Origin of the sequence: Pseudomonas batumici, from assembly GCF_036585405.1 — a bacterium.
Lineage (GTDB): Bacteria > Pseudomonadota > Gammaproteobacteria > Pseudomonadales > Pseudomonadaceae > Aquipseudomonas > Aquipseudomonas batumici.
Genome location: NZ_CP144470.1, coordinates 3024607 through 3048825 on the forward strand (window position 1 = coordinate 3024607; position 24219 = coordinate 3048825).

General features: G+C 64.6%; 19 protein-coding genes and 1 pseudogene. 19 read left to right on the forward strand and 1 reads right to left on the reverse strand.

Annotation, left to right across the window (positions count from 1 at the left end; all coding sequences use genetic code 11):
• The first annotated feature begins 11 nt into the window (after positions 1 to 11).
• The 17 genes from NUH87_RS13720 to ureC all read left to right on the forward strand — a co-directional run bounded on the left by NUH87_RS13720 (position 12) and on the right by ureC (position 17141).
• Positions 12 to 2132: a TonB-dependent copper receptor gene (locus NUH87_RS13720; RefSeq protein ID WP_338526379.1), complete on the forward strand. Its 2121-nt coding sequence runs from the start codon at positions 12 to 14 to the stop codon at positions 2130 to 2132.
• Positions 2133 to 2214: 82 nt separating this feature from the next.
• Positions 2215 to 3597, forward strand: a complete 1383-nt coding sequence (locus NUH87_RS13725; protein ID WP_338526380.1) for a PepSY domain-containing protein — start codon at positions 2215 to 2217, stop codon at positions 3595 to 3597.
• A 219-nt stretch (positions 3598 to 3816) separates the two neighbouring features.
• Positions 3817 to 4605, forward strand: a complete 789-nt coding sequence (locus tag NUH87_RS13730; RefSeq protein WP_338526381.1) for an ABC transporter ATP-binding protein — start codon at positions 3817 to 3819, stop codon at positions 4603 to 4605.
• A complete protein-coding gene (locus NUH87_RS13735; RefSeq protein ID WP_338526383.1) occupies positions 4602 to 5552 on the forward strand; it encodes an ABC transporter substrate-binding protein in 951 nt (316 codons plus the stop codon). The genes NUH87_RS13730 and NUH87_RS13735 overlap by 4 nt, the downstream gene beginning before the upstream one ends.
• Positions 5549 to 6562 (forward strand): iron ABC transporter permease, encoded by a 1014-nt coding sequence (locus tag NUH87_RS13740; protein ID WP_338526385.1) that lies wholly within the window; start codon positions 5549 to 5551, stop codon positions 6560 to 6562. Before NUH87_RS13735 ends, NUH87_RS13740 begins: the two co-directional genes overlap by 4 nt.
• 70 nt (positions 6563 to 6632) lie before the next feature.
• Positions 6633 to 6932, forward strand: a complete 300-nt coding sequence (locus tag NUH87_RS13745; RefSeq protein ID WP_338526388.1) for a hypothetical protein — start codon at positions 6633 to 6635, stop codon at positions 6930 to 6932.
• 226 nt (positions 6933 to 7158) lie between these two features.
• Complete coding sequence (gene urtA, locus NUH87_RS13750) at positions 7159 to 8424, forward strand: urea ABC transporter substrate-binding protein (RefSeq protein ID WP_338526390.1); 1266 nt, start codon at positions 7159 to 7161, stop codon at positions 8422 to 8424.
• Between the two features lie 178 nt (positions 8425 to 8602).
• A complete protein-coding gene (urtB, locus tag NUH87_RS13755) occupies positions 8603 to 10105 on the forward strand; it encodes an urea ABC transporter permease subunit UrtB (RefSeq protein ID WP_338526392.1) in 1503 nt (500 codons plus the stop codon).
• Complete coding sequence (gene urtC / locus NUH87_RS13760; RefSeq protein ID WP_338526394.1) at positions 10105 to 11184, forward strand: urea ABC transporter permease subunit UrtC; 1080 nt, start codon at positions 10105 to 10107, stop codon at positions 11182 to 11184. Before urtB ends, urtC begins: the two co-directional genes overlap by 1 nt.
• Positions 11181 to 12041: an urea ABC transporter ATP-binding protein UrtD gene (gene urtD, locus NUH87_RS13765; protein ID WP_338526395.1), complete on the forward strand. Its 861-nt coding sequence runs from the start codon at positions 11181 to 11183 to the stop codon at positions 12039 to 12041. The genes urtC and urtD overlap by 4 nt, the downstream gene beginning before the upstream one ends.
• Before the next feature lie 27 nt (positions 12042 to 12068).
• Complete coding sequence (gene urtE, locus NUH87_RS13770) at positions 12069 to 12767, forward strand: urea ABC transporter ATP-binding subunit UrtE (protein WP_338526396.1); 699 nt, start codon at positions 12069 to 12071, stop codon at positions 12765 to 12767.
• Positions 12768 to 12797: 30 nt separating this feature from the next.
• Positions 12798 to 13637 (forward strand): urease accessory protein UreD, encoded by an 840-nt coding sequence (locus NUH87_RS13775; RefSeq protein ID WP_338526397.1) that lies wholly within the window; start codon positions 12798 to 12800, stop codon positions 13635 to 13637.
• 43 nt (positions 13638 to 13680) lie between these two features.
• On the forward strand, positions 13681 to 13983 hold the full coding sequence (ureA, locus tag NUH87_RS13780; RefSeq protein ID WP_040063941.1) for an urease subunit gamma: 303 nt from the start codon (positions 13681 to 13683) through the stop codon (positions 13981 to 13983).
• Between the two features lie 8 nt (positions 13984 to 13991).
• Positions 13992 to 14525: an N-acetyltransferase family protein gene (locus tag NUH87_RS13785; RefSeq protein ID WP_338526399.1), complete on the forward strand. Its 534-nt coding sequence runs from the start codon at positions 13992 to 13994 to the stop codon at positions 14523 to 14525.
• A gap of 6 nt (positions 14526 to 14531) precedes the next feature.
• Complete coding sequence (locus NUH87_RS13790; RefSeq protein WP_338526401.1) at positions 14532 to 15065, forward strand: GNAT family N-acetyltransferase; 534 nt, start codon at positions 14532 to 14534, stop codon at positions 15063 to 15065.
• Positions 15062 to 15370, forward strand: coding sequence for an urease subunit beta (locus tag NUH87_RS13795; RefSeq protein ID WP_040063937.1), 309 nt, complete (start codon positions 15062 to 15064; stop codon positions 15368 to 15370). The genes NUH87_RS13790 and NUH87_RS13795 overlap by 4 nt, the downstream gene beginning before the upstream one ends.
• A 70-nt stretch (positions 15371 to 15440) precedes the next feature.
• Positions 15441 to 17141, forward strand: coding sequence for an urease subunit alpha (gene ureC, locus NUH87_RS13800; RefSeq protein ID WP_338526403.1), 1701 nt, complete (start codon positions 15441 to 15443; stop codon positions 17139 to 17141).
• 277 nt (positions 17142 to 17418) lie between these two features.
• Here ureC and NUH87_RS13805 read toward each other — a convergent pair whose 3' ends face one another.
• The gene (locus NUH87_RS13805; RefSeq protein WP_338526405.1) at positions 17419 to 18366 is read right to left on the reverse strand and encodes a DnaJ C-terminal domain-containing protein; all 948 of its coding nucleotides are present in this window, start codon (positions 18364 to 18366) and stop codon (positions 17419 to 17421) included.
• Between the two features lie 309 nt (positions 18367 to 18675).
• Here NUH87_RS13805 and NUH87_RS13810 point away from each other — a divergent pair, with 309 nt between their 5' ends.
• Both NUH87_RS13810 and NUH87_RS13815 read left to right on the forward strand, forming a co-directional pair.
• Positions 18676 to 19941, forward strand: a complete 1266-nt coding sequence (locus tag NUH87_RS13810; protein ID WP_338526407.1) for an Hsp70 family protein — start codon at positions 18676 to 18678, stop codon at positions 19939 to 19941.
• Between the two features lie 242 nt (positions 19942 to 20183).
• Positions 20184 to 24184: pseudogene (locus NUH87_RS13815) on the forward strand (RHS repeat-associated core domain-containing protein); the annotation flags it as partial.
• Between the last annotated feature and the right edge of the window lie 35 nt (positions 24185 to 24219).

Below are 24219 nucleotides of genomic sequence, written 5' to 3' on the forward strand. Positions count from 1 at the left end.
ATGGAACGCTTATGTCCACTGCCAACACTCGCCTGCGCGCTGCGCGGGCGTCCTCGCCGTTCGCCCTGAACGAGGCCCGCGCACGTCTGCGCCAGACCACCGTGCTGATGTGCGGCGCCTTGCTCGCACCCGGCGTCTTCGCCGCCGACTCGCCGGACGATCCCGCCCGGGAAATCGCCCCGACGGTGATTACCGCCCTCGCCCCCAGCTCGCCGCTGACGGTGATCACCGACCCCAAGGATCCGCGCCAGCCGGTACCCGCCAGTGACGGCGGCGACTACCTCAAGACCATCCCCGGCTTTGCCCTGGTGCGCAACGGCGGTACCAACGGCGACCCGGTACTGCGTGGCATGTTCGGCTCGCGGCTGAACATCCTCACCAATGGCGGCCAGATGCTCGGCGCCTGCCCGGGCCGCATGGATGCACCGACCTCCTATATCGCCCCGGAAACCTACGACAAGCTGACGGTAATCAAAGGCCCGCAAACCGTGCTCTGGGGTCCGGGCGCCTCAGCCGGGACCATCCTCTTCGACCGCGAGCCGGAGCACTTCGGCGAACTCGGCACACGGCTCAATGCCAGTGTGCTGGCCGGCTCCAATGGGCGTTTCGACAAGCTGGTCGATGCCGCCGCCGGCGGGCCGTCGGGGTATGTCCGGGCGATCGGCAACCAGGCCCGTGCCGGCGACTACAAGGACGGCAACGGCGACAGCGTGCCCTCGCGCTATGACAAGTGGAACGGCGACGTCGCGCTGGGCTGGACCCCGGACGCCGACACCCTGCTGGAACTGACCGCCGGCAAGGGCGACGGAGAAGCCCGCTATGCCGGACGCAGCATGGATGGCGCACAGTTCAAGCGCGAGAGCCTCGGCCTGCGTTTTGAAAAGTCCAACCTCGGCGAGGTCCTCGACAAGCTCGAGGCCCAGGTCTACTACAACTACGCCGACCACGTGATGGACAACTACAGCCTGCGCACGCCCTCGGGCACCGGGATGATGGCCGGGCCCATGGCCTCCAACGTCGACCGCCGCACCCTCGGCGCCCGGCTCAAGGCCACCTGGCGCTGGGCCGACTGGCAACTGATCGGCGGCCTCGACGCCCAGACCGACGAACACCGCCAGCGCAGCAGCATGGGCATCGACACCTACAAGGACCTGCCGCGCAACAGGGACGCCGAGTTCCACAACTATGGCCTCTTCGGCGAACTGACCTGGTACGCCGCCGAGCGCGACCGCCTGATCAGCGGCGTCCGCCTGGACCGGGCTGCGGCCAAGGACTTTCGCCAGCGCGTCGGTTCCGGGATGAGCGCCCGACCCAATCCGACCGCCAACCAGACCCGCTCCGACAGCCTGCCCAGCGGTTTCGTCCGCTACGAGCACGACCTGGCTGCCAGCCCGACCACGCTGTACGCCGGCCTGGGTCACGCCGAGCGCTTCCCGGACTACTGGGAACTGTTCTCCCCCAACCAGGGCCCAAGCGGCTCGCTCAACGCCTTCGATGCCATCAAGCCGGAGAAGACCACGCAGCTGGATGTCGGCCTGCAATACAAGACCGAGGACCTGGAGGCCTGGGCCTCGGGTTATGTCGGCCAGGTGCGCGACTTCATCCTGTTCAACTACCAGCCGGGAATGATGGGCACGACCTCCCAGGCGCGCAATGTCGACGCGCGGATCATGGGCGGTGAACTCGGCGGGGCGTACCGGCTGACCGCCAACTGGAAAGCCGATGCCACCCTGGCCTATGCCTGGGGCAAGAACACCAGCGACGGCAAGGCGCTGCCGCAGATGCCGCCACTGGAAACCCGCCTGGGCCTGACCTACAGCCGCGACAACTGGAGTGCCGGGGGCCTGTGGCGGGTGGTGGCGCAACAGAACCGCGTCGACCTGAACGAAGGCAACGTGGTCGGCAAGGACTTTTCCAGAAGCGCCGGTTTCGGGGTGTTCTCCCTCAACGGCGCGTACCGGATCAACGCCCACGTGAAAGTCAGCAGCGGCGTCGACAACCTGTTCGACAAGGCCTACGCCGAACACCTGAACCTGGCGGGCAACGCCGGGTTCGGCTACCCGGCCAATGACCCAACAGCCATCAACGAACCGGGGCGCACGTTCTGGACCAAGGTGGACATGAGTTTCTAACCGTAATAGTGGCGAGCGGGTTTGCCCGCTCGCCACATTGTCACCGTATATCCAATGACTGATACCTTGCGGAGCGCTCCTGATGAGCCAACCTAAAATCTCTTTCTACAACCTGGCCTGGCGCTGGCATTTCTATGCCGGGCTGTTCGTTGCCCCGTTCATGGTCCTGCTGGCCCTGACCGGGATCATCTACCTGTTCAAGCCGCAACTCGACCCGCTGCTGTACCGCGACCTGATGACGGTCCAGGCCGGTCATCACAGCCTCAATGCCGACGAGCAACTGCGGCGCATCGAGATGGCTTATCCACAGGCGCGGATCAAACAGTACCTGCCACCCGTCAACGCCGAACGCAGCGCGCAGTTCGTGGTCATCCGCGACGGTCACGAGCTCAACGTGTTCCTCGACCCCTATCGCGGCACTATCCTCGGCGAGCAGGATGCCAAGCTCAACCTGCAAGCCGTCGCCCGCTCCCTGCACGGCAAACTGATGATCGGCACGGTCGGCGACCGCCTGGTGGAACTGGCCGCCGGCTGGGGGGTGATGCTGGTGGTGTCCGGCCTCTACCTCTGGTGGCCGCGGGGCCGCTCCGGCGCCGGCGTGCTCTGGCCGCGCCTGGGCAAGCGCGGACGGATCGTCTGGCGCGACCTGCATGCCGTCACCGGCTTCTGGGGTGCGGGACTGCTGTTGTTCATGCTGCTCAGCGGCATGACCTGGACCGGTGTCTGGGGCAAGCAATACGCCGAGGTCTGGAACAGGTTTCCCGACGCCATGTGGAACAACATGCCCAAGTCCGACATCGAGGCCCGCAGCCTCAACGATTCGGCCCGCCAGACCGTGCCCTGGGCCCTGGAAAATACGCCAATGCCCGTGTCCGGCGAGCATGCCGAACACATGAACCACGGCGGCGGCGCGACCGGCCCGGCAGCACCGGGCATCACCCTGCAACAGATAGTGGACATCGCCACGGCGCGGCTGGTCGAACCCGGCTACAGCATCACCCTGCCGAGCACCGCCGAAGGCGTGTTCACCATCGCCGTGTTCGCCGACGACCCGCGCAACGACGCCACCCTGCACGTCGACCAGTACACCGGCACGGTCCTGGCCGATGTGCGCTGGCAACACTACGGCAATGTCGCCCGGGCCACGGAGATGGGCGTGATGCTGCATGAAGGCAAGCTGTTCGGAACGATCAACCAGTTGGTCATGCTGCTGGTGTGCCTGATGATCCTGCTCAGCGCGGTCAGCGGCGTGGTGATGTGGTGGAAGCGCCGCCCGCAAGGTGGCCTCGGAGTACCGCCGCTGCGCCATGATCTGCCCCGCTGGAAAACCGCGCTGGTGATCATGTTCGCCCTGGCGATCCTGTTCCCGCTGGTCGGGGTCTCGCTGGTTGTCGTCTGGTTGCTGGACTGGGCGCTGCTGTCGCGCCTCAAGGGCGAACCTGAATCGGCTTCATCTTCAAGCTGAAGACATTGAGAGGCACGACACAGGGGATTCTGTAGGCTTTTAATGCGAAACTATTGCAAATGAACATTGTTACAATATAACAATGTGCGACACACACCTGTAGGAGCCGGCTTGCCGGCGATGGCGGCAGGAAGGTCGATGCAAGACTTGCCGGCCTCATCGCCAGCAAGCCGGCTCCTACAAAGGTTTTGCGTGCAGGCCCCGAACAATGAGTAACGAATGACCTCGCTGACCCTCGCCCATCTCGCCTGGACTCCCCTGGGCCGTGGCCACTGCCATCACCAGTTCCAGCTGCGTGACGCCAACCTGCGGGTGGCCGCCGGCGAGTTCGTCGGCCTGATCGGCCCCAATGGCAGCGGCAAGACCAGCCTGTTGCGCTGCGCCTACCGCTTCAGCCACCCGGAACACGGCGAGGTCCTGCTCGACCACCAGAACGTCTGGAAACAATCGCCACGCTGGTGCGCCCAGCGCATCGCCGTGGTGCTCCAGGAATTCCCCGATGCCTTTGGCCTGACCGTCGAGGAAGTGGTCGCGATGGGCCGTACCCCGCACAAGAAACTCTTCGACGGCGACACCGAGGCCGACCGCCGACTGATCCACCAGTCCCTCGAATCGGTGGGCATGCTGGGCTTCGAAGAGCACGCCTTCGCCACCCTCTCCGGCGGTGAAAAACAGCGTGTGATCCTCGCCCGCGCCCTGGCCCAGCAACCGCAACTGCTGATCCTCGACGAACCGACCAACCACCTTGACCCACGCTTCCAGCTGGAGCTGTTGCGCCGGGTCAGGCAACTGAAGATCGGCACCCTGGCCAGCATCCATGACCTCAACCTGGCCGCGGCGTTCTGCGACCGCTTGTATGTGCTCCACCACGGTCGCATCGTCGCCAGCGGCACACCCGCCGAAGTCCTGACCGCCGAGCTGCTGCGCGAGGTCTTCGGCGTCGAAGCATTGATCGATACCCACCCACTTTCCGGCTACCCGCGAATCACCTGGATAACCCAACCATGAAGCTACGGCACCTGGCGCTTTGCCTCGGTTCACTGTTCACGTCCATGTCCGCCCTGGCCGAGTCGACGCACTACCCACTGACGATCCAGAGCTGCAACCGCGAGGTGACCTTCAAGGAGGCGCCCAGGCACGCGGTCAGTCATGACATCAACATGACCCAGATGATGCTCGCCCTCGGCCTCAAGCCGCGCATGGTCGGCTACAGCGGGATCAGTGGCTGGAAAGCGGTCACCCCGCAGATGGCGAAGATCCTCGACGGCCTGCCGGAACTGGCGGCCAAGTACCCGTCGGTGGAAACCCTGCTCAATGCCAATGTCGACTTCTTCTTCGCCGGCTGGGACTACGGCATGAGCGTCGGCGGTGCCGTCACCCCGGCGACGCTGACGCCCCTGGGCATCAACGTCTACGAGTTGACCGAGTCCTGCGCCTTCGTGATGAAACGCCCGGGTGCCAGCCTCGACGACACCTACAACGACCTGCGCAACCTGGGCCGGATCTTCGACGTGCAGGCGCGTGCCGATGCCCTGGTCGGCGCGATGCAGGCACGGGTCAGCGCCGTGCAGAAAAGCCTGCCAGCCGAGCGCCCACGGGTGTTTCTCTACGACAGCGGCGAGGACCGCGCCATGACCGCCGGCCGCCTGGCCATGCCCCAGGCGCTGATCGAAGCCGCGGGCGGTCGCAACGTACTGGATGATGTCGACGCCAGTTGGACCCGGGTGAACTGGGAAAGCGTGGTGGAGAAGAATCCCCAGGTGATCGTCATCGTCGACTACAGCGAAATCACCGCGGAACAGAAGCAGCACTTCCTCGAAACCAACCCGGCGCTGCAATCGGTGGACGCCATCCGCAACAAGCGTTTCGTGGTCATTCCCTATGTCGAGGCGACGCCGGGCATCGATAACGTCCAGGCCATCGAAACCCTTGCCAAGGCGTTCCACCCGCAATGATGAACCGCCGCTACGCCTTGTTGCTGGTCGCCCTCGGCACCTTGTTGCTGCTCTCCTGCGTGCTGTCCCTGGGCTTCGGTCCGGCACGGGTGCCGGTGGATGTGGTGTGGCGGATTCTCTCGTACAAGGTGCTGGGCCTGGGCGAGGTGAACTGGAGCGCAGGCCAGGAGCCTATCGTCTGGTTGATCCGGGTGCCGCGCATGCTCCTCGGCGCGTTGGTGGGGGCCGGACTGGCCCTGATCGGCGCGGTGCTGCAGGCGGTCACCCGCAATCCCCTGGCCGACCCGCACCTGCTCGGCGTCACCTCCGGGGCGACCCTCGGCGCGGTGATCGTGGTCCTGCATGTGGGCGAAATCGTCGGTCTGCTGACCTTGCCCATCGCCGCTTTTCTCGGCGCCCTGGGTAGCATGCTGGTGGTGCTGGCCATCGCCAGCCGCAAGGGTCGGCTGGACAGTGACCGGCTGCTGCTGTGCGGGGTCGCGGTGTCCTTCGTGATGATGGCGCTGGCCAACCTGCTGCTGTTTCTCGGCGACCACCGGGCCAGCTCCGCGGTGTTGTTCTGGATGCTCGGCGGCCTCGGCCTGGCGCGCTGGGAACTGCTGCCGATTCCGGCAGCGAGCGTGCTGCTGGGACTGGTGTTGCTGGTGAGCATGGCGCGGCCGTTGAACGCCCTGATGGCGGGCGAGCAGACCGCCGTGACCCTCGGCCTGAGTGCGCGTAATGTACGCCTGAAGGTGTTCCTGATCGCCTCGCTGCTGACCGGCGTACTGGTGTCCATCAGCGGTTCCATCGGCTTCGTCGGCTTGATGGTGCCGCATATCGCCCGCTACCTGGTGGGCGCGGAGCACCGTCGCCTGCTGCCGGTGTCGGCACTGCTGGGCAGCCTGTTCCTGGTCTGGGTCGATGTTGCGGCGCGTACCCTGATCGCCCCGGAAGACCTGCCCATCGGGGTGGCCACGGCGGCGATCGGCGGGTTGTTTTTCATCGGCCTGATGCGCAAGCGTGGCTGACGCCGGCGCCTGCAATCGCAGCGCACGGCCTGTATGATGGCGCTTTGTCCCCCCTCTCAGGATGAGTCCCATGTTGAAAACCACCGCCTTGGCACTGCTGCTCTGCTGCTCCTTCAACGCCTCGGCCGATACCAGCGTCGATGTCTCGAAGATCTACGGCAATATCAAGTTCGTCGACAGTTTCCCCGACTACAAGGTCAAGGTCGTGAACTCCTTTGAAGACCTCAACGTGAAGAAAGTCGATTCCTTCGCCGACGCCCCTGGCAAGTGGAAAATCGTCGACAGTTTCCCTGATTACAAAATCCAGATCGTCGACTCCTTTCCCGACTTCACCATCAAGTATGTGGACTCTTTCCCGGGCGTGAACTAACCCAAACCCGGCCAGAGACACGGGGGGAGCGAGCCAACCCTCCCTGCAGCACCAGAATGACGCATAGCCGTGCCCACCGGCGCGGCAAAGCCTCCTCTTGGGGCGCCTGCCTCCCCGCCCTCCGCTAAAAAGCGACGTTTTGCTGCCTCCCGCCGACTAGGCACACCGCTTGCAATCACCCTCTCGACCTGCCCCATAACAACGTTGAGTTCATGGAGATTGCACAATGAAGCGTCGCAGCTTGCTCAAGGCTTTCACACTCTCGGCATCGATCGCCGCCATGGGCATGACCTGGACTGTCCAGGCGGCCGAGACCATCAAGGTCGGCATCCTGCACTCGCTGTCCGGCACCATGGCAATCTCCGAGACCTCGCTCAAGGACATGGCGCTGATGACCATCGACGAGATCAACGCCAAGGGCGGGGTCAACGGCAAGATGCTCGAACCGGTGGTGGTCGACCCGGCGTCCAACTGGCCGCTGTTCGCCGAAAAGAGCCGGCAGTTGCTGACCCAGGACAAGGTCGCGGTGGTGTTCGGTTGCTGGACCTCGGTGTCGCGCAAGTCGGTGCTGCCGGTGTTCGAGGAACTCAACGGCCTGCTGTTCTACCCGGTGCAGTATGAAGGCGAAGAGATGTCGCCGAACGTGTTCTACACCGGCGCCGCGCCGAACCAGCAGGCGATCCCGGCGGTGGAATACCTGATGAGCGAAGACGGCGGCGCTGCCAAGCGTTTCTTCCTGCTGGGCACCGACTACGTCTACCCGCGCACCACCAACAAGATCCTGCGTTCGTTCCTGCATTCCAAGGGCGTGGCGGACAAGGATATCGAAGAGGTCTACACCCCGTTCGGCCACGCCGATTACCAGACCATCGTCGCCAACATCAAGAAATTCTCCGCCGGCGGCAAGACCGCGGTCATTTCCACCGTCAACGGCGACTCCAACGTGCCCTTCTACAAGGAACTGGCGAACCAGGGCCTGAAAGCCACCGACGTACCGGTGGTGGCCTTCTCGGTGGGCGAGGAGGAACTGCGCGGCATCGACACCAAGCCGCTGGTGGGCAACCTGGCGGCGTGGAACTACTTCGAGTCGGTGACCAACCCGGTGAACCAGAAGTTCGTCGCCGACTGGAAAGCCTACGCCAAGAAGAAAAACCTGCCGGGCGCCGACAAGGCGGTCACCAACGACCCGATGGAGGCCACCTACGTCGGCATCCACATGTGGGCCCAGGCGGCGGAGAAGGCCAAGTCCACCGATGTCGACAAGGTCCGTGAAGCCCTGGCCGGCCAGACCTTCGCCGCGCCGTCGGGCTACACCCTGACCATGGACAAGACCAACCACCACCTGCACAAGCCGGTGATGATCGGCGAGATCCAGCCGGACGGTCAGTTCAACGTGGTCTGGCAAACCGAGGGACCGATCCGGGCCCAGCCGTGGAGCCCGTTCATCCCGGGTAACGACAAGAAGCCGGATTATGCGGTGAAGGGCAACTGATCCAGGCCCGCGCCTGACGCAATCCCCCTGTAGGAGCGAGCTTGCTCGCGATGGTAGTCCAGCCACCGCGGAGCATCAGGCTTCCAGCGTCATCGTTGACGTCCATCGCGAGCAAGCTCGCTCCTACACGGTGTCCGAGTTGCCTCTTGGGTAACCGGACACTTTCAAGGACATCGATATGCCCACTGCCCTCTACCGTCTTTTCCTGGCCCTCGCGCTGCTATTGCCGATAGCCGCCCAAGCCGGCGATGCCGAAGACTTCGTCGCCGCCAACCCCAACCAACAGGCCGCCCTGCTGGAAGCCTGGGCCGCGCACCCGGAGCCGGCGCGCATCGAGCTGATCGATGCCCTGCACAGCGGCCAACTGACGCTCAACGGCGAAACCAGGACCCTGCGCCTGAACAACCGCCTGCGCGGCCTGATCGACACCGCCGTCGCCGCCCAGCAACTGCTCGCCGCCGACGCCAAGGTGCGCCTGGCCGCCGCGCAACAACTGCAAAAAAGCGCCAAGCCGGCGCAACTGAAATTCCTCGACCAGCAACTGGCCGGCGAAATCAACGCCGATGTCCACGCCGCGCTCAGCCTGGCCCTGGCCAATCTGCAACTGGTCGACAGCGACCCGGCCGTGCGCCTGGCCGCCGTACGCCTGCTCGGTGACAGCGGCGACCCACTGGCCCGCACCCGCCTCGAAGGCCTGCTGCAACCCGGTGTCGAAGCCGATGCCGGCGTGCATACCGCCGCCGAAACCAGCCTGGCGCAAGTCAAACGCAGGCTGATGCTCGGCGAATGGCTCGGCCAGGCCTTCAGCGGCCTGTCCCTGGGGTCGATCCTGCTGCTCGCCGCCCTCGGCCTGGCGATCACCTTCGGCCTGCTCGGGGTGATCAACATGGCCCACGGCGAAATGCTCATGCTCGGCGCCTACGCCACCTACGTCGTGCAGTTGCTGTTCCAGCGTTTCCTGCCGCAGGCCATCGAGTTCTACCCGCTGGTGGCCCTGCCGGTGGCGTTCTTCGTCACCGCCGGGATCGGCATGGCCCTGGAGCGCACGATCATTCGCCATCTCTACGGCCGCCCGCTGGAAACCCTGCTCGCCACCTGGGGCATCAGCCTGATGCTGATCCAGCTGGTGCGCCTGCTGTTCGGCGCGCAGAACGTCGAGGTGGCCAACCCGACTTGGCTCTCCGGCGGCATCCAGGTGCTGCCCAACCTGGTCCTGCCCTACAACCGCCTGGTGATCATCGCCTTCGCCCTGTTCGTAGTGATCCTGACCTGGCTGCTGCTGAACAAGACCCGCCTGGGCCTGAACGTGCGCGCCGTCACCCAGAACCGCAACATGGCCGCCTGCTGCGGCGTGCCCACCGGGCGCGTGGACATGCTCGCTTTCGGCCTCGGCTCCGGCATCGCCGGCCTTGGCGGCGTCGCCCTGAGCCAGATCGGCAACGTCGGCCCGGACCTGGGCCAGAGCTACATCATCGACTCCTTCCTGGTGGTGGTGCTCGGCGGGGTCGGCCAGTTGGCCGGCAGCGTCATGGCGGCCTCCGGCCTGGGCATCGCCAACAAGCTCCTCGAACCGCAGATCGGCGCGGTCCTGGGCAAGATCCTGATCCTCGCGCTGATCATTCTGTTCATCCAGAAACGCCCGCAAGGACTCTTCGCACTGAAAGGACGGGTGATCGACTGATGAACCAGCCCCTGATGCTCACCGCGACCCAAAAAGCCGGGCCCAGGCTGACGCTTGCCGTCGGCGCGACCGTCCTGGCGCTGCTGCTGGCCTTGCCGCTGCTGTCGCTGCTGCCGCCCGGGAACCTGCTCCACGTCTCGGCCTATATCCTGACGCTGGTGGGCAAGATCCTCTGCTACGCCATCGTCGCCCTGGCGCTGGACCTGGTGTGGGGCTACGCCGGCCTGCTGTCCCTGGGCCATGGCCTGTTCTTCGCCCTCGGCGGCTACGCCATGGGCATGTACCTGATGCGCGAGGCGTCCGGCGACCAACTGCCGGCGTTCATGACCTTCCTGTCCTGGACCGAACTACCCTGGTACTGGACCGGCACCAACCACTTCCTCTGGGCCCTGTGCCTGGTGGTGCTGGCGCCGGGGCTGCTGGCGCTGGTGTTCGGTTTCTTCGCCTTCCGTTCGCGGATCAAGGGCGTGTACTTCTCGATCATGACCCAGGCCCTGACCTTCGCCGGGATGCTGCTGTTCTTCCGTAACGAGACCGGCTTCGGCGGCAACAACGGCTTCACCAACTTCCGCAGCATCCTGGGGTTCGGCATCACCGAGCCGGGCACCCGCGCGGTGCTGTTCTTCGCCACAGTAGCCTTGCTGGTCGCCAGCCTCTACAGCGGCTGGCGCCTGGCCCGGAGCAAGTTCGGCCGGGTACTGACGGCGCTACGCGATGCGGAAAACCGCCTGATGTTCTGCGGCTACGACCCGCGTGGTTTCAAACTGTTCGTCTGGGTGCTGAGCGCGATTCTCTGCGGGTTGGCCGGTGCCTTGTACGTGCCGCAGGTGGGCATCATCAACCCCAGCGAAATGTCGCCGACCAACTCCATCGAGGCCGCCGTGTGGGTGGCCCTGGGCGGACGCGGCAGCCTGATCGGCCCGTTGCTGGGCGCGGGCATGGTCAACGGCATGAAGAGCTGGTTCACCGTGGCCTTCCCCGAATACTGGCTGTTCTTCCTCGGCGCACTGTTTATCGTCGTGACCCTGTACCTGCCCAAGGGCGTGATCGGGTTGCTGAAGAAAAGGGACGAACAATGAGAGTCACTGCAACCGCCGAATTCATGCTCGAGCCGATCCTCGAGCCCAACAGGGACGCCGGCAGCAGCCGCGACGCCATCGGTCTCGGCCAGGCCAAGGGCGACGGCCTGGATACCCGCCACGGCACCATCCTGACCCTGGAAGACATCAGCGTCAGCTTCGACGGCTTCAAGGCCCTGAACAACCTGAACCTGTACATCGGCGTCGGCGAACTGCGCTGCATCATCGGCCCCAACGGCGCGGGCAAGACCACCCTGATGGACGTGATCACCGGCAAGACCCGGCCCAGCCACGGCAAGGCCTGGTTCGGCGAAACCCTGGACCTGTCGTCGATGAGCGAAGTGCAGATCGCCCAGGCCGGGATCGGCCGCAAGTTCCAGAAGCCGACGGTGTTCGAGGCGCTGACGGTGTTCGAGAACCTGGAACTGGCGCAGAAGACCGACAAGTCGGTATGGGCCAGCCTGCGGGCACGCTTGAGCGGTGAGCAGAAAGACGGGATTGCCCGGGTCCTGGAAACCATTCGCCTGACCGGCTCGGTCAATCGCCCGGCCGGCTTGCTGTCCCACGGCCAGAAGCAGTTCCTGGAGATCGGCATGCTGCTGGTGCAGGACCCGCAACTGTTGCTGCTCGACGAACCGGTGGCAGGCATGACCGATGCCGAGACCGAGTTCACCGCCGAGCTGTTCAAGAGCCTGGCCGGCAAGCATTCGCTGATGGTGGTGGAGCACGACATGGGCTTTGTCGGCGCGATTGCCGACCATGTCACCGTGCTGCACCAGGGCAGCGTGCTGGCCGAAGGGTCGCTTGAGCAGGTGCAGGAAAACGAGCGGGTGATCGAGGTCTACCTCGGTCGCTGAAGGCACCCCATATTCAGGAACACAACCATGCTGCAAGTCGACAAACTGCACCAATACTACGGCGGCAGCCACATCCTGCGGGGGCTGTCCTTTGACGTGAACATCGGCGAAGTCACCTGCCTGCTGGGGCGCAACGGCGTGGGCAAGACCACCCTGCTCAAGTGCCTGATGGGCCTGCTGCCCGCCAGGGAAGGGGCCGTGCAATGGGAAGGCAAGGCCATCACGAACTTCAAGCCGCACCAACGGGTCCACGCCGGCATTGCCTACGTCCCCCAGGGCCGGGAAATCTTCGGCCGCCTCAGCGTGGAGGAAAACCTGCTGATGGGCCTGTCGCGCTTCCCCGCCGCCGAAGCCCGGGAAGTCCCGGCCTTCATCTACGAACTGTTCCCGGTCCTGCTGCAGATGAAACAACGCCGCGGCGGCGACCTCTCCGGCGGCCAGCAGCAACAGCTCGCCATCGGCCGGGCCCTGGCCAGTCGCCCACGCCTGCTGATCCTCGATGAACCCACCGAAGGCATCCAGCCGTCGGTGATCAAGGAGATCGGCGCGGTGATCAAGAAACTCGCCGCCCGGGGCGACATGGCGATCCTGCTGGTGGAGCAGTTCTACGATTTCGCCGCCGAGCTGGCCGATCAGTACCTGGTGATGTCCCGGGGCGAGATCGTCCAGCAAGGCCGTGGAGAAAATATGGAAGCCGAAGGTGTACGCGGACTGGTTACGATCTAACCTGTAACGTCCGGACGATAATTAGAAACCATGAATTTACCTGCCACCAACGCCCTGTTCACCCCCAGTTGGCATGCCGAGCTGGAACTCGGCTACGCCCGCTTCGGCGATTGCACGCGCCCGGTCACGCGGCGACACCTGGGGCCGTTGCGGGTGCAGAAACACCTGTACGCCGAAGGCCCCGAAGTCTGCCAGCACATCATCGTCCACCCACCGGGCGGCATTGCCGGGGGTGACCGGCTGGCCATCAGCGCCCGGGTCGAACCCGCTGCCTGGGCGCAACTGACCAGCCCCGGGGCCGCCAAGTGGTATCGCGCCACCGGCCCGGCCTACCAGACCCTGGACCTGAAGGTTGCCGCCGGAGCGACCCTGGAATGGCTGCCCCAGGAAACCATCGTGTTCAGCGCGGCCCAGGCCGAACTGCGCACCACCATCGACCTGGAGGGCGACGCCCGGCTGTTCTACTGGGACATGGTCGCCCTCGGTCGCCCCGCCAGTGGCGAGCGTTTCGATCGCGGGCATTTCCACTCGCAACTGGACATCCGCCGCGACGGCCAGCTGCTCTGGCACGAACGCCAACGCATCCGGGGCGGCGACGGCCTGCTGGATTCGCCCATCGGCCTCGACGGCCAACCGGTCTTCGCCACCCTGCTGGTCACCGGCGAGATCGACAGCGCACTGCTGGAACGCTGCCGCTCAGTGCAGGCGCGGGTGCGCGGCGACCTGACCCAACTGCCCAACCTGCTGGTGGCGCGCTGCCTGGCCGGCGAGGCCTTGCACGCCCGCGCCTGGCTGATCGAGCTGTGGCGGCTGTTGCGCCCCGCCCTGCTGGGGCGCGACGCGGTGCCACCGAGGATCTGGAACACATGAACACACCGCACCTCTTTGACTGCCTGCCAATGGACTCCGAACCATGGACCTGACACCCCGCGAAAAAGACAAACTGCTGATTTTCACCGCTGGTCTGGTTGCCGAACGGCGCCTGGCCCGCGGGGTGAAACTCAACTATCCGGAAGCCATGGCCTACATCTCGGCGGCCCTGCTGGAAGGCGCCCGCGACGGCCAGAGCGTGGCCGAGCTGATGCACTACGGCACCACGCTGCTCAGCCGCGAACAGGTGATGGAAGGCATCCCGGAAATGATCCCGGAGATCCAGGTTGAAGCCACCTTCCCCGACGGCACCAAGCTGGTCACCGTCCACCAACCCATCGCCTGAGGCCGAGCATGTCCTACGTTATCCGTGATGCCGCCCACGCCGACCTGCCGGCGATCCGTGACATCTACAACGACGCGGTACTCAACACCACCGCCATCTGGAACGAACAACCGGTGGACCTGGGCAACCGCCAGGCCTGGTTCAGCGCCCGGCAAGGCCAGGGCTACCCGATCCTGGTGATCGTCGACGGCAGCGACAGCGTGCTCGGCTATGCCTCCTTCGGCGACTGGCGGCCCTTCGAGGGTTTCCGCCACACCGTCGAACACTCGGTGTACGTACGCAGCGACCAGCGCGGCAACGGCCTGGGCCCACGCCTGATGGCGGCCCTGATCGAGCGCGCCCGGGGCTGTGACAAACATGTGATGGTCGCCGCCATCGAAAGTGGCAACAGCGCGTCCATTCGCCTGCATGAACGCCAGGGCTTCATCGTCACCGGACAGATGCCCCAGGTGGGCGTGAAGTTCGGCCGCTGGCTGGACCTGACCTTCATGCAACTGACCCTGAATCCGGGCGCCCTGCCGCCCGCCAACAACCAGGAGTAACCCGCCATGAACGCCGCCCAATTGCGTCGTGTGAATACCGAAAGCTTTGCGCACTACCGCCAGGGTTTGATCGATTTGCTGCTTGACGCCGTTCGGCACGGCGCCAGCGTGGGTTTCCTGGCCGACCTCGACGCCGCCCAGGCCCGGGACTACTTCGACACGGTGCAGGCAGCGCTGCAGGATGGCAGCCTGCTGCTGTGGGTGGTGGTCCGCGACGAACAGGTGCTGGCCAGCGTGCAACTGAACCTGTGCCAGAAGCCCAACGGCCTGAACCGCGCCGAAGTGCAAAAGCTGCTGGTGTACAGCGAGGCCCGCCATCGCGGTCTCGGCCAGCAACTGATCGAGGCCCTGGAACAGACGGCGCGCCAGCACAAGCGCGGCCTGCTGCACCTCGACACCGAGGCCGGCTCCGAAGCCGAAGCCTTCTACAGCGCGCTGGGCTACACCCGGGTCGGAGAACTGCCGAACTACTGCGCCACACCGGAGGGTCGCTACAAGGCCACCGCCATCTACTACAAGACCCTGGGACAACCCGAATGATTCCTGGCGAATATCAGATCCAGCCCGGCGACATCGAACTCAATGCCGGTCGCCGCACCCTTAGCCTGAATGTGGCAAACAGCGGCGACCGACCGATCCAGGTCGGTTCGCACTATCACTTTTTCGAGACCAACGACGCGCTCACCTTCGATCGCGCCGCCAGCCGCGGCATGCGCCTGAATATCCCCGCCGGCACCGCCGTGCGCTTCGAGCCGGGGCAGAGCCGGGACGTCGAGTTGGTGGAGCTGGCGGGATTGCGGCGGGTGTTCGGCTTTGCCGGGCGGGTCATGGGCGACCTTGATTGAGCGATGGTGAGGGGTCTGCCCCCTCCACAACAGACTGCACCTGCCTCCATTTTGCGTTCAGGGAAACCCAATGAAGATTTCCAGACAAGCCTACGCCGACATGTTCGGCCCCACCGTCGGCGACAAGGTGCGCCTGGCCGATACCGAACTGTGGATCGAAGTGGAAAAGGACTTCACCACCTACGGCGAAGAAGTGAAATTCGGCGGTGGCAAGGTGATCCGCGATGGCATGGGCCAGGGCCAACTGCTGGCCGCCGAAGTCGTCGACACCCTGATCACCAACGCCCTGATCATCGACCACTGGGGCATCGTCAAGGCCGACGTCGGCCTCAAGGATGGCCGCATCGCCGCCATCGGCAAGGCCGGCAACCCGGACATCCAGCCCGACGTGAGCATCGCCATCGGCGCCAGCACCGAAGTCATCGCCGGCGAGGGCATGATCCTCACCGCCGGCGGCATCGACACCCATATCCACTTCATCTGCCCGCAGCAGATCGAAGAAGCGCTGATGAGCGGAGTCACCACCATGATCGGTGGCGGCACGGGGCCGGCCACCGGCACCAACGCCACCACCTGCACCTCCGGGCCCTGGCACCTGGCGCGCATGCTCCAGGCCGCTGACGCCTTCCCGATGAACATCGGCTTCACCGGCAAGGGCAACGCCAGCCTGCCGCAGCCGCTGATCGAGCAGGTCGAGGCCGGCGCCATAGGCCTCAAGCTGCATGAAGACTGGGGCACCACCCCCGCCGCCATCGACAACTGCCTGAGCGTGGCCGACCAGTACGGCGTGCAGGTGGCGATCCACACCGACACCCTCAACGAATCCGGCTTCGTCGAGACCACCCTCGGCGCGTTCAAGGGCCGCACCATCCATACCTATCACACCGAAGGCGCGGGTGGCGGCCATGCGCCGGACATCATCAAGGCCTGCGGCTTCGCCAACGTGCTGCCCAGTTCCACCAACCCGACCCGGCCGTTCACCCGCAACACCATCGACGAACACCTGGACATGCTGATGGTCTGCCATCACCTCGATCCGAGCATCGCCGAGGACGTGGCCTTCGCCGAAAGCCGCATCCGCCGGGAAACCATCGCCGCCGAGGACATCCTCCACGACCTCGGTGCGTTCTCGATGATCAGTTCCGACAGCCAGGCCATGGGCCGGGTCGGCGAGGTCATCACGCGCACCTGGCAGACCGCCGACAAGATGAAGCAACAACGCGGCCCGCTGCCGGGCGACGGTGACGGCAACAGCAACTTCCGGGTCAAGCGCTACATCGCCAAATACACCATCAATCCGGCGATCACCCACGGCATCAGCCATGAAGTGGGCTCGATCGAAGTGGGCAAATGGGCCGACCTGGTGCTCTGGCGCCCGGCGTTCTTCGGCGTGAAACCGACGCTGATCCTCAAGGGCGGGGCGATTGCCGCAAGCCTGATGGGCGATGCCAACGCCTCGATCCCGACCCCGCAGCCGGTGCATTACCGACCGATGTTCGCCAGCTACGGCGGCTCATTGCACGCCACCAGCCTGACCTTTATCAGCCAGGCCGCGCAGGACGCCGGGGTCCCCCAGAGCCTGGGGCTGAAGAAAAGGATCGCCGTGGTGAAGGGCTGCCGCGACGTGCAGAAAACCGACCTGATCCACAACGACTACCTGCCGCACATCGACGTCGATCCGCAGACCTACCAGGTCAAGGCCGATGGCGTGCTGTTGTGGTGTGAGCCGGCGGACGTGCTACCGATGGCTCAACGCTACTTTCTGTTCTGAGCCCGGGCGCCCCTTGTAGGAGCCAGCTTGCTGGCGATGAACGTCGACACACCGCGATCAGCCTGATGCCCCGCGTTATCGTTGACGACCATCGCCAGCAAGCTGGCTCCTACAAGGGATTGAGCTTGACGATAGACTTCAGCGCGTCCCGGATTTGTGGGAGCCGGCTTGCTGGCGATCCGCCGCAGGCGGCCATTCAGTCGAGGACAAAGCACCCCAGGCGCTGGCGCAGCATCTGGCTCTCCGCCCGCAAATGCTGCACCTCCTCCAACAGGTATCAGCTACCCCAGTGCTCTCTCGGGTCGAAGGCGGCCTTTTTCGCCAGTTCCTGCCACAACGCCTTGACGGCATCGTCGTTCTGCCGCGGCATCACCGCCTTGAGTTGCACGAACAGATAACCGCGCTGCCCGGCCTTGTTCAACAGGCCGTGGCCCTTGGCCCGCATGCGCTGGCCGTTCTGGCTGCCCGCCGGGACCTTGAGGTTGATCTTGCCCGTCAGGGTCGGCACCGCGACCTCGGCTCCCAGCGCCAGCTCCCAGGGGGCCAGCGGCAGGGTGATGATCAGGTTCTCGCCTTCGACCTCGAATTTGGGGTGAGGCGCGAAGCGAATCGTCAGGTACAGGTCGCCATTGGCCCCGCCGCCGATGCCCGGCGCGCCCTGGCCCTTGAGACGGATACGCTCGCCGTCGGTGACACCGGCCGGAATCTTCACGTTCAGGCTCTTGCTGGTGTTGCTGACATGCTTGCCGGCCGCATTGTGCTGCGGGATGTGGAAGCTGACCTTCTTCGACTCGTTCGAGAGGCTTTCTTCCAGGAAGATCGGCAGTTCCAGTTCCACGTCCTGCCCTCGCCGACCGGCGCTGCGACCCGCTTGGCCACCCCCGAAACCGGCACCGCGCGAGCCGAAGATCGAACTGAAGAAGTCCGAGAAGTCGCCCGTGTCCGCGCCACCGCCAAAACCGCCACGCCCCTGCCAACCCGGCGGGCCCTGGAACGGCTGGCCATGCTGGCCGTATCGGCGCAGGTCGTCGTATTCGGCGCGCTTGTCGGCGCTTCTCAGCGCCTCATAGGCTTCGGAGGCATCCTTGAATTTCGCCTCAGCGTCCTTTTCCTTGCTGACATCCGGGTGGTACTTGCGCGCCAGCTTGCGGTACGCGGCCTTGATGGCCTTGTCGTCCGCCGTCGGCTCCACGCCCAGGATCTTGTAATAATCTTTGAAGTCCATCTAAGGATCACCATCCGTTATCGATATCGCGCCGCTCGGCAAGACACAGCCTGCGCGCATCGGCGCGACAAGGATTGACCGAGCTCAAGGCTGTGACTCAGGGGCGTAGCGGAATATATCGGCCATCGCGGCGATTTCTTGTCATCGACAGGCGCGGGCCGAACCATTAACTGCAAGGTTGGGGGCGAATGCTGGCCTTTCAAGGGCAAGACCGCGCAAGAACCGCCATTTAACGGATCACCGGCCTTCGAATCCGGGCGCGACTGGCATACACTGCGCGGCCGTTTTTTCAACCGGAACCCGAACACCATGAACAACGCCTCTCCGGCCCGTGCCTGCGGTATTGACTTCGGCACGTCCAACTCCACCGTCGGCTGGCTGCGCCCCGGCATGGAAACGCTGATCGCGCTGGAAGACGACAAGATCACCCTGCCCTCGGTGGTCTTCTTCAATATCGAGGAACGCCGCCCGGTCTACGGCCGACTGGCCCTGCACGAGTACCTGGAAGGCTACGAAGGCCGGCTGATGCGCTCGCTCAAGAGCCTGCTGGGCTCCAAGCTGATCAAGCACGACACCAGCGTGCTGGGCACGGCCATGCCGTTCAAGGACCTGCTGGGGCTGTTTATCGGCCAGTTGAAGCAGCGCGCCGAAACCACGGCCGGCCGCGAGTTCGAGCAGGTGGTGCTGGGCCGTCCGGTGTTCTTCGTCGACGAAGACCCGGCCGCCGACCAGGAAGCCGAAGACACCCTGGCGGAAGTCGCGAAGAAGCTCGGTTTCAAGGACGTGTCCTTCCAGTACGAACCCATCGCGGCGGCCTTCGACTACGAGTCGACCCTGGGCCGTGAAGAGCTGGTGCTGATCGTCGACATCGGCGGCGGTACCTCGGACTTCTCCCTGGTGCGCCTGTCGCCCGAGCGCCGGGGCCTGGACAACCGCCACGAGGATATCCTCGCCACCGGTGGTGTCCACATCGGCGGAACCGACTTCGACAAGCAACTGAGCCTGCAAGGCGTGATGCCACTGTTCGGCTACGGCAGCCGGATGAAGAGCGGTGCCTATATGCCCACCAGCCATCACATGAACCTGGCGACCTGGCACACCATCAACTCGGTGTACTCGCAGAAATCCCAGCTGGCCCTGGGCAGCATGCGCTACGACATCGAGGACACAGGGGGCATCGATCGCCTGTTCAAGCTGATCGAACAGCGCGCCGGGCACTGGCTGGCGATGGAAGTCGAGGAAACCAAGATCCAGCTGACCCATGCCGAACAGCGCCACGTGCCGATGGACCGCATCGAACAGGGCTTGAGCGTGGCGTTGAGCCGGGGATTGTTCGAATCGGCCATCGACAACCTGCTGGAGCGTATCCGCAACAGCGTCACCCAGTTGCTCGGCGATGCCGGCGTGGGTGTCGGGCAGGTCGACACGGTGTTCTTCACCGGCGGTTCCAGCGCCATTCCGGCACTGCGCCAGAGCGTGGCGGCGATGTTGCCCAACGCCCGGCATGTGGAAGGCAACATCTTCGGCAGCATCGGCAGCGGCCTGGCGATCGAGGCGAAGAAGCGCTACGGCTGAAACCGGTTAAACACGACTCCTGGTAGGGACGGTTGGTCGACGCTCGATTGCTGGCGAAGAGCCCCGTGAGATCGCCAAAATCTTCGCGGGCAGGTCACTCTCAGAGATTACCGTGCTTTCAGGTCAGCAATCTCAATCACTTATAGAGACCATTCCTACCTTCCAGGTCGGGCTTTCCTCTTAAAGCCTGGCCTGACCCCATGTTCCGATGGGCGTCCCTGACCCGCACGGAACATACCTTCATGACCGACACCCCCTGGGCCGCCCGCGAGGGCGATGCCTTGCTGCACACGTCGATGATGGCCGACGTTCTCGGCGGGGTATTGGAGGTGGCGGCGAATGTCGCCGTGGGGGCCCTGGTCACGGCGGCGGTGGTCGGCGCGGCCGGCGTCACGGTCGCCACCGGTGGCCTGGGTTGCGTGGTGCTGGGCGCCATGGTCGGCAGCGTCGTCGGGGTTGGCATGAGCGAAACCGGCATCGACCAGAAGCTCGCAAACCTATGCGAAAACCTGTCCAACCAACTGTTCCCACCGACGGTCCAGGCCCATATCAGCAGCGGTTCGCCCGACACCTTTATCAACGGCCTGCCGGCGGCGCGGGCGGCCGGCAAGATCGGTCAGATGCCAGCTGGCGAGTCGACCGAGCGCAGCTACCTGAACATCGCCGAGGGCTTCTTCGCTCAATTGTGGCGGCCCACCGTCGCCACACCCGTGCCCGGTGCGGTGCCCTGTTCCCAGGATGGTGTGGCCTGCGACAAACACCCGCCAATGCCCGAGGCCTATATCGCCGAGGGATCGAGCAAGGTTTTCATCAACGGCCAGCCGGCTGCGCGCACGGGAGACCGCAGTACCTGCGAGGCCAGAGTCGGTGCGGTCAAGGGCCTGATTTCGCCTAATGTCGTCATCGGTGGCGAGCCGGTGGCGGTGCGCGAGATCCGTAGCGGCAAGACACCCGGTGTGGGATTAGCGGTAACCACGCTCTTGCTACTACGTGGTTCACGCAGTCGGTTTTTCAGCCAGTTGCCCTGCATGGCGGTGGGCGGAGCGGTGTCCCTGGGCACCAGCCAGGCCATCGGTGCGCTGACCCGTGCCGCCGCTGCGTCGCCGAACCCGGTGCATGCCGCGACGGGTGCCAAGGTGCTGGGCGGTGAAGATGAGCTGGACTTTGTCCTGCCCGGTATCCTGCCCATCGACTGGCAACGCTTCTACAACAGTCGCGATGAGCGGCGCGACAGTTTGCTCGGTACGGGCTGGAGCCTGCCCTATGAAGTCGGCGTGCGTATCGAGGTCCATCCCGAAGGCGGCGAACGACTGGTCTATACCGACGAACAGGCCCGGCGTATCGACATGGGCTCGATCCCGTTGGGCGGCGCGGTGTTCAGTCCGGGCGAAGGCCTGGCCGTGCGGCGCAACGGCAACGGGCAACTGTTGATCGAGAGCGATGACGGTTTGTATCGCCTGTTCGAACCGACCCTGGCCGATCCTTCGACCTTGCGCCTGAGCCAGTTGGGCGACCGCAATGACAACCGGATCTATCTCGACTACGACGAATCGGGTCGACTGGTGCGGCTGCGCGACACCTTCGATCTTGTGCAAGTGGCGCTGACCTACAGCGCCCAATGGCCCGGGCGGGTCAACCAGATCGAACGCCTGTACCCCAATCAACAGCGAGAGGTGCTGGTCAGCTACGACTACGACAGCAGTGGCGACCTGGCCGCAGTGCGCGACAGCCTCGGCCAGGTGCAACGGCGTTTCGCCTACGATAACGGGCGGCGGATGGTCGAGCATCAGCTGCCCACCGGGTTGCGCTGTTTCTATCAGTGGGCGCTGGTCGAGAACCTTGAATGGCGGGTGGTTCGGCACTGGACCGATGACGGCGACGAATATGCCTTCGACTATGACCTGAAGGCCGGCATCACCCGTGTCACCGATGGGTTGAAGCGTGTGAGTCGCCGCCGTTGGAACCCGCAGCAGCAGATCACCGAATACACCAACAACCTCGGCCACACCTGGCAATTCGAGTGGAACGACGAGCGCCAGTTGCTCGGCGCCACCGCCCCCAGGGCGGGCAGCACCAGTTCAGCTACGACGAAGCCGGTAATCTCAGCGCCAGCGTCGATCCGCTGGGGCGCAGTGAGTCGACCTTATGGTTGGAGCACTGGTCGTTGCCACTGGTGGAGACCGACGCGGCGGGCAACAGCTGGCAATACCGCTACGACCCGCGTGGCAACTGCACCCACGAAACCGATCCGCTGGGGCAGGTCACCCAATACCGCTTCGACGCCCAGGGCCAGGTGGTGGCGATCATCGATGCCACGGGTAAAAGCAAAATCTTGCAGTGGAACGACCTCGGGCAGTTGATTCGCCATGTGGACTGCTCCGGGCAGCCGACCACCTTCAGCTACGACCGGCGTGGTCACCTGCAGGCCGTCACCGATGCCCTCGGCGAACGCGTGACCTACCAGCACGATGCCCAAGGCCGCCTGTTGCAGAGCCAGTTGCCGGATGGTCGCGTCGAACAGTACCTGCGCGACGGCAGCGGCCAACTCACCGGTTATGTCGATCCGGCCGGGCACAGCACCAGCTATCAATACGACCGTCGCGGCCAGGTGCGCCAACGCATCGACGCCCATGGGCGGCAGGTGCAGTTCGGCTATGACGCCTATGGTCGTTTGCAGGCGCTGACCAATGAAAACGGCGAGAGCTATCACTTTGCCTGGGATGCCGGCGACCGCCTCACCGAACAACGCGATCTCGACGGCAGTGCGCGGTGTTATGCCTATGACATGCTGGATAACGCGACCCGTGTGGAATACGTTCCGGCACCGTTCGGCAGTGGCCTGGCGCTGGTTCCATCAGCACCGGTAACGCCCATCGTTCATCAGTTGGAACGTGATGCGGTGGGACGCCTGATCGCCAAGGTCACCGACGATGGCCGCACCGAGTACGCCTACAATCCGCTGGACCAACTCACCGCCATCACCTTTACCGACCACGACGGCCAGGCACAGAAGCTCGGCTTCGCCTATGACGCTCTGGGCCAGTTGCTGGAAGAACAGAGCGCGGCGGGCAGCCTGCAGCATCACTACGATGAACTGGGCAATCTGCTCCAGACGCAGTTGCCGGATGGCCGTTGGCTCAATCGGCTGTATTACGGCAGCGGCCATCTGCACCAGATCAATCTGGACGGCCGGGTCATCAGCGACTTCGAGCGCGATCGCCTGCACCGCGAGGTGTTGCGTACCCAGGGTCAGCTCAGCACCCGCAGTGAGTACGACCGGGTCGGACGTCTGCGTTCACGCTTGCGCCGCCCGTCCAACCAGCCGTCAGCACTGCCGGCCCCGGCACAGAAGCACTTCGACTACGACCCCAGCGACAACCTGATCGGTCGCCTCGACCGGCAACCACGGGGCGACCAGCGCCAGTTGCTGCACTACGACGCGACGGGGCGAATCATCGCCAGCCAGGACGGCGTGCAGGGGCAGAACGAGACCTTCGCCTACGACGCCGCCGCCAACCTGCTGGACGGCCCACAAGCCGGTGCCGGGTTGGTGGCGCACAACAAGCTGCTGACCTATCAGGACAAGCGTTATAGCTACGACGGCTTCGGGCGAATGATCGAAAAGCGTAGCGCCGCTCGTGGGTCGCAGCGTTTTGCCTATGACGCCGAACACCGCTTGATCGAGGTGCGCAACCAGGACGGCGCGCGGGAAACGATTGTGCGCATGAGCTACGACCCGTTGGGGCGGCGTATCGCCAAGAGCGAGCACGACAACCACGGCTATCCGTTGGGCGAAACGCGCTTTACCTGGGATGGCTTGCGCCTGTTGCAAGAGCACAAGAACACCCAGACCAGCCTCTACCTCTACGAAGGCGACGGCTATGAACCGCTGGCGCGGGTCGATGGCAGCGGGGAATTGCAGAAGGTCCGCTATTACCACAACGACCTCAACGGCCTGCCCGAGCAACTGACCGAAGCCGATGGCGCCACGCTGTGGCAAGCCCAGTATCGGGTCTGGGGCAACACACTCGAAGAGGTGCGCGAACCGTATTACATCGAGGAGCAGAACCTGCGGTTCCAGGGGCAATACCTGGACCGGGAGACGGGGCTGCACTACAACACCTTTCGGTTCTATGATCCGGATGTGGGGCGGTTTACCACTCCGGATCCGATTGGCTTGGCGGGAGGAGTCAATTCCTACGCCTATGCACCGAATCCAATGGGCTGGGTTGATCCCTTTGGGCTAACACCTGTTACTTTCACGGATAGCCGAGGTTT

Excerpts from the sequence above, each read along its gene's own strand:
- NUH87_RS13785 (WP_338526399.1), top strand. The coding sequence starts at position 13,992 with ATGTCCTACGTTATCCGTGATGCCGCCCACGCCGACCTGCCGGCGATC.
- NUH87_RS13735 (WP_338526383.1), top strand. The coding sequence starts at position 4,602 with ATGAAGCTACGGCACCTGGCGCTTTGCCTCGGTTCACTGTTCACGTCC.
- NUH87_RS13745 (WP_338526388.1), top strand. The coding sequence starts at position 6,633 with ATGTTGAAAACCACCGCCTTGGCACTGCTGCTCTGCTGCTCCTTCAAC.
- NUH87_RS13725 (WP_338526380.1), top strand. The coding sequence starts at position 2,215 with ATGAGCCAACCTAAAATCTCTTTCTACAACCTGGCCTGGCGCTGGCAT.
- urtD (WP_338526395.1), top strand. The coding sequence starts at position 11,181 with ATGAGAGTCACTGCAACCGCCGAATTCATGCTCGAGCCGATCCTCGAG.
- urtC (WP_338526394.1), top strand. The coding sequence starts at position 10,105 with ATGAACCAGCCCCTGATGCTCACCGCGACCCAAAAAGCCGGGCCCAGG.
- ureC (WP_338526403.1), top strand. The coding sequence starts at position 15,441 with ATGAAGATTTCCAGACAAGCCTACGCCGACATGTTCGGCCCCACCGTC.
- NUH87_RS13740 (WP_338526385.1), top strand. The coding sequence starts at position 5,549 with ATGATGAACCGCCGCTACGCCTTGTTGCTGGTCGCCCTCGGCACCTTG.
- NUH87_RS13805 (WP_338526405.1), bottom strand. The coding sequence starts at position 18,366 with ATGGACTTCAAAGATTATTACAAGATCCTGGGCGTGGAGCCGACGGCG.
- urtE (WP_338526396.1), top strand. The coding sequence starts at position 12,069 with ATGCTGCAAGTCGACAAACTGCACCAATACTACGGCGGCAGCCACATC.
- urtA (WP_338526390.1), top strand. The coding sequence starts at position 7,159 with ATGAAGCGTCGCAGCTTGCTCAAGGCTTTCACACTCTCGGCATCGATC.
- urtB (WP_338526392.1), top strand. The coding sequence starts at position 8,603 with ATGCCCACTGCCCTCTACCGTCTTTTCCTGGCCCTCGCGCTGCTATTG.
- ureA (WP_040063941.1), top strand. The coding sequence starts at position 13,681 with ATGGACCTGACACCCCGCGAAAAAGACAAACTGCTGATTTTCACCGCT.
- NUH87_RS13795 (WP_040063937.1), top strand. The coding sequence starts at position 15,062 with ATGATTCCTGGCGAATATCAGATCCAGCCCGGCGACATCGAACTCAAT.
- NUH87_RS13720 (WP_338526379.1), top strand. The coding sequence starts at position 12 with ATGTCCACTGCCAACACTCGCCTGCGCGCTGCGCGGGCGTCCTCGCCG.
- NUH87_RS13790 (WP_338526401.1), top strand. The coding sequence starts at position 14,532 with ATGAACGCCGCCCAATTGCGTCGTGTGAATACCGAAAGCTTTGCGCAC.
- NUH87_RS13810 (WP_338526407.1), top strand. The coding sequence starts at position 18,676 with ATGAACAACGCCTCTCCGGCCCGTGCCTGCGGTATTGACTTCGGCACG.
- NUH87_RS13775 (WP_338526397.1), top strand. The coding sequence starts at position 12,798 with ATGAATTTACCTGCCACCAACGCCCTGTTCACCCCCAGTTGGCATGCC.
- NUH87_RS13730 (WP_338526381.1), top strand. The coding sequence starts at position 3,817 with ATGACCTCGCTGACCCTCGCCCATCTCGCCTGGACTCCCCTGGGCCGT.